The 4,292-nt window shown below is 63.4% G+C and carries 6 protein-coding genes; 3 read left to right on the top strand and 3 right to left on the bottom strand.

Translation table 11 applies throughout. The features are described from left to right. A partial coding sequence (locus tag QOH60_RS19410) for a DUF933 domain-containing protein (protein WP_526423367.1) occupies positions 1–702 on the top strand: 702 nt, incomplete at its 5' end. Positions 703–721: 19 nt separating this feature from the next. On the opposite strand, the gene QOH60_RS19405 is transcribed toward QOH60_RS19410, so the two are convergent. Then, positions 722–1,102: a carboxymuconolactone decarboxylase family protein gene (locus tag QOH60_RS19405; RefSeq protein ID WP_526423365.1), complete on the bottom strand. Its 381-nt coding sequence runs from the start codon at positions 1,100–1,102 to the stop codon at positions 722–724. Positions 1,103–1,285: 183 nt separating this feature from the next. Between QOH60_RS19405 and QOH60_RS19400 the strand changes: the two genes are divergently transcribed. Then, positions 1,286–2,032 (top strand): class I SAM-dependent methyltransferase, encoded by a 747-nt coding sequence (locus tag QOH60_RS19400; protein WP_526423363.1) that lies wholly within the window; start codon positions 1,286–1,288, stop codon positions 2,030–2,032. Positions 2,033–2,284: 252 nt separating this feature from the next. Here the strand turns inward: QOH60_RS19400 and QOH60_RS19395 are convergent, their stop codons facing one another. After that, a complete protein-coding gene (locus QOH60_RS19395; protein ID WP_526423361.1) occupies positions 2,285–2,665 on the bottom strand; it encodes a nuclear transport factor 2 family protein in 381 nt (126 codons plus the stop codon). A 159-nt stretch (positions 2,666–2,824) separates the two neighbouring features. On the opposite strand from QOH60_RS19395, the gene QOH60_RS19390 reads away from it, so the two are divergent. Continuing rightward, entirely contained in the window at positions 2,825–3,814 is a 990-nt protein-coding gene (locus QOH60_RS19390; RefSeq protein WP_526423359.1) for an LmeA family phospholipid-binding protein, read from the top strand. A gap of 11 nt (positions 3,815–3,825) precedes the next feature. Here the strand turns inward: QOH60_RS19390 and QOH60_RS19385 are convergent, their stop codons facing one another. After that, entirely contained in the window at positions 3,826–4,071 is a 246-nt protein-coding gene (locus tag QOH60_RS19385) for a hypothetical protein (protein WP_526423357.1), read from the bottom strand. Between the last annotated feature and the right edge of the window lie 221 nt (positions 4,072–4,292).

Below are 4,292 nucleotides of genomic sequence, written 5' to 3'. Positions count from 1 at the left end.
ATCGAGGTGATCGAGACCGAGCTGATCCTCGCCGACCTGCAGACGCTCGAGAAGGCGCTGCCACGGCTGGAGAAGGAGGCGCGTACGCACAAGGAGCGCAGGCCTGCGTACGACGCGGCAGTCGCGGCGCAGGAACTTCTCAACGGGGGCACGACGCTTTTCGCGGCGGGTATCGATGCGTCGATTCTGCGCGAGCTGAACCTGCTGACGACCAAACCGTTCCTCTATGTCTTCAATGCCGACGAGGCCGTGTTGACCGATGACGCGCGGGTGGCGTCGTTGCGGGAGTTGGTGGCGCCTGCGGATGCGGTGTTCATCGACGCGAAGATCGAGGCGGAGTTGCAGGAGCTTGACGACGAGTCGGCCGCCGAGCTGCTGGAGTCGATCGGCCAGACTGAACGTGGGCTGGATGCGTTGGCGCGGGCGGGCTTTCACACATTGCGCCTGCAGACCTACTTGACGGCCGGGCCAAAAGAGTCGCGCGCGTGGACAATTCACCAGGGCGACACCGCACCGAAGGCCGCGGGTGTCATCCACACCGATTTCGAAAAAGGCTTCATCAAAGCCGAGATCGTGTCCTACGACGACCTCATCGCGGCCGGGTCGATGGCCGCAGCCAAGGCCGCTGGCAAGGTGCGGATGGAAGGCAAGGACTACGTCATGGCCGACGGCGACGTGGTCGAGTTCCGCTTCAACGTCTGATCAGCAGAAGAAGTAGCGCTTAGTCCCGGTCCTTGAAGACAGCTGCATGGACGGCGAGGAACGACTGATGGGCGGCCGGTGTCCCGCAGTAAGACGCCACGTGGATCAGAATCTCCTTGATTTCATCGATGCTCACGCCATTCCTTACCGCGCCCTGGGCATAGATACCTAGTTCCTCGTATCGTCCGAGTCCGGCCAAGATGCCCAGCGTGAGGATCAGGCGAGTTCGCCGGTCAAGGCCAGGACGACTCCACGAATATCCCCACGCAAGCTCGGTCACCGCAGCTTGGAAGGCCATCATGAAGTCGTCTGATGCGGCGATTCCGCCGTCGACGTACTCGTCTCCGAGCACCTCGCGGCGCACATCGAGACCAGTCGAGTACAGGTCGCCTTTGCTCATGGCTGCTCCTTGCCGAGAATGCGTCGTTGCGGTGGTTACTTGAATGATGGTCGTTATGGTGCGGCGCCAGCGGGCAAATGAACTGGGTACCGAAATGTGGTCGAGTTCCGCTTCAACTCTAGGTGCAATGCAGCTGCGCTACGAACTGGCCTTAAGGCGCGGCCGGCGACGTAGCATTGCCCGGTGAGTTTTATCGTTCCGCCGGAGGTCTATGCCCGCTTCATGGGCCGATATGCCGAGCCTCTTGCGGCGGTCTTCGCGACATTCGCCGGGGTCGACGTCGGAGACAAGGTGCTTGACGTCGGCTGCGGGCCGGGCGCCCTAACGGCACATTTGCTATCGATTGGAGCCGGGGTTGCGGCGATCGATCCTTCACCACCGTTCGTCGATGCGATCCGTGAGCGCTTCCCCGAGGTTGACGTGCGTCGAGGTACTGCAGAGGAGTTGCCTTACGACACAGCCGTATTCGACGCGGCTCTGGCGCAGTTGGTCGTGCACTTCATGACAGATCCATTGATCGGGTTGAGACAGATGAGGCGCGTGACTCGGCGGGGCGGTGTTGTCGCAGCGTGCGTGTGGGACGGGCCGACTGGCGCACTGGCGCCGTTCTGGGATGCGGTGCACGTGATCGACCCTGACGTTGAGGATGAAGCGCTACTGTCCGGCGCGCACAAGGGGCATCTGACCGAGCTCTTCGAAGCCGCCGCCCTTGGCGATGTGGAAGAAGATTCGATTGCAGTCGATGTTGTGCACCCGACGTTTGAGGAGTGGTGGGAGCCGTACACATTCGGTGTAGGTCCTGCCGGTGACTACGTCCAGCGACTCGATGACGATTCTCGCGCACGTCTCGAATCAGTGGCTCGCGAACGTCTGGGTAGTGGACCTTTCACCGTTACCGCTACCGCGTGGGCCGCCCGCGGGACGGTGTGAGTACAACGTCGGCGAGTTTCGCTTCAACGTCTAGAGAAGTAGGCCATGGAAGTTCGGCCCGCCACCAGCGATCCGATCCGGTGGCGGGCCAAACTGTGTTTCCTGTGCCGTTCAGTGGCTGGCAGAGGGGATGGCTACGCGTACCGAGCCGTCGCCCAACTGGGGTCCCGGGTTGACGCGCACAGAACCGTCGCCGGGAAGGATGCGCTGGCACTGGATGCACTCGACTACCCTGCCGTCGCGATGATCGACTCAGTCGATTCGCTCGACCCATTGAGCGCGAGATGGCCCAGGGGCGAAGGGGTCACCGAAGTACTGCGTCTCGCGGGCTACCGCCCCATCCTCGAATTCCATAATGCTGACTACGTAATACGGTTGCTCGTCGTACTTGAGGACGAGTTCGCTGATCCAAAGGTCTCCACCGCCGACGATGCGTCGCACGGTGAAGCGTTTCGCATTCGGCTGGGCTTCGCGCGACGCCTGAATGTTGGACCGGCCACGGATGCGCTCGCCCGACTGCGGATATTCGAGAACTGCATCAGTTCGGTAGATTTCGTGTTCCGTGTCGAAGTCGTTGGCGTCGGATGCTTCCCAGTGGCGTTGCAGAGCGGCCCGCACGTCGTCGTCACGCATGGCGATTCCCCTTCCGTCACCCGGTTGCATCGGCGATGCGATCAAGGTTGCACGGCAAGATCGATCATCCGGCATGAGGGAATCATCCGTCGTTGGACTACTGCGCTCCTAGCGCACGAGTGAGCGGCGGAGTCCCGCCGATGAGGCAGAATCACGGAGATGACGCCGCCCCAACGCCCCGGGCCGCCTGGTTGGCGCGGCAAGGGGACTCCACCACCCGACCCCGCAACGCAACGGCTTCCGCGCCGTGGGCAGCCGGAGCCGCCGACCGAACAGCTCCGCGCCCGGTACCGCCCCGCAGATGCGGGGCCGACCGAGCAGTTCCGGCGGCCGCAGTCGCCTGCCGATTCATCTCCGACGGAACAGATCCGGCGGTCTCCGCCACCGCCTCCTCCCGACGTTCAGCAACCCGAAGTCAAGAAGCGGCGCAGATTGCGCAGTCCGCAGTCGCTTCTTCTGATCGCGATCATCGTCGTCGCCCTGGTGGTAGGCGGTCTGGCCGGCGCCGAGCTCTATGCACGGCACCGCGCGGACACCATCCTGGTGGCGGTTGCCGAGTGCGTCGTCAAGGACAGCGCCACCGTCTCGTTCGGAGTGAACCCGCCATTCCTGTGGCAGCACGTCACCGGCGACTACACCAACATCTCGGTCGCCACCGCGGGCAAGCAGGTTCAGGACGCCAAGGGAATGACGGCCGACGTGACGCTGAGAGACGTTCGGTTGCAGGACTCGGCGGACTCCAAGGGCACCATCGGATCGCTGAACGCGACGCTCAGTTGGACGTCGGAAGGCATCAAGGACACCGTGGTCGCCAACCTGCCGCTGGTGGGCAACTTGGTCACCGGTGTGAGCACGGATCCTTCGGCAGGCACCATCGTCTTGGAAGCAGGTAGCGGCAGCGTCACGGCCAAGCCCGTAGTCAGCAACGGTGACCTCGGTCTGCAGGTCGTCGACGTCAACGGCCCGCTGCCGAAGGACACCGTGCAGTCAGCGCTGGACGGTCTCACCAAGAAACTAAACGACAACTATCCGCTCGGTATCCACGCCGACAGTGTCGAAGTCACCGGGACGGGGGTCGTCGGCAAGTTCTCCAGTCAGAACGCGTCGATCCCCAAGGAAGACGCGAACCCCTGTTTCGCGCACCTCTAGAGGCGCGGGCCTCAGAATGGCACGTCTTTGTCGTCGCCGAGCCACGTGTGGTAGCCGAAGATGTCCGGGCTCAAGGGATCCGTACCGTACGGCGTCGACGGATCGGTGCCGGGGCGCCCGACAGCCGACGGCGAGGCGCCGGCGCTTGGGGCCGGTGCAGGATGGGTCGCAGCGCTGGCGATGGGGGCGAGTGCAATCGCTCCACCGATCGCGGCTGCGGCCAACCACGGTGCGACGTAGGTGATCTTTGCCTTCATGGTTCCAAGCATCGGCGCGTGGTGACGCGGTGTCGTCACTGCTGACACCCGTTTGACCTTGCTGCTAGCTGGAATTAGTCCACTGAGCTGACGGTCGCGCTGCAAATGGGTACGTCGACGCTTAGCGGGTGCGACACGAAGTCGTTGGGCGGGGTGACGACCAAGTTGCCCCAGCGCGGGCACGCGTTCCCGGTCGAGGTGTCGATGGCGTAGGCCGTTAC

Source organism: Mycobacterium sp. (genome assembly GCF_032159765.1).
GTDB lineage: Bacteria > Actinomycetota > Actinomycetes > Mycobacteriales > Mycobacteriaceae > Mycobacterium.
Note: the sequence above shows the minus strand (reverse complement) of the source record. Positions and strands in the feature narration are given on the sequence as shown.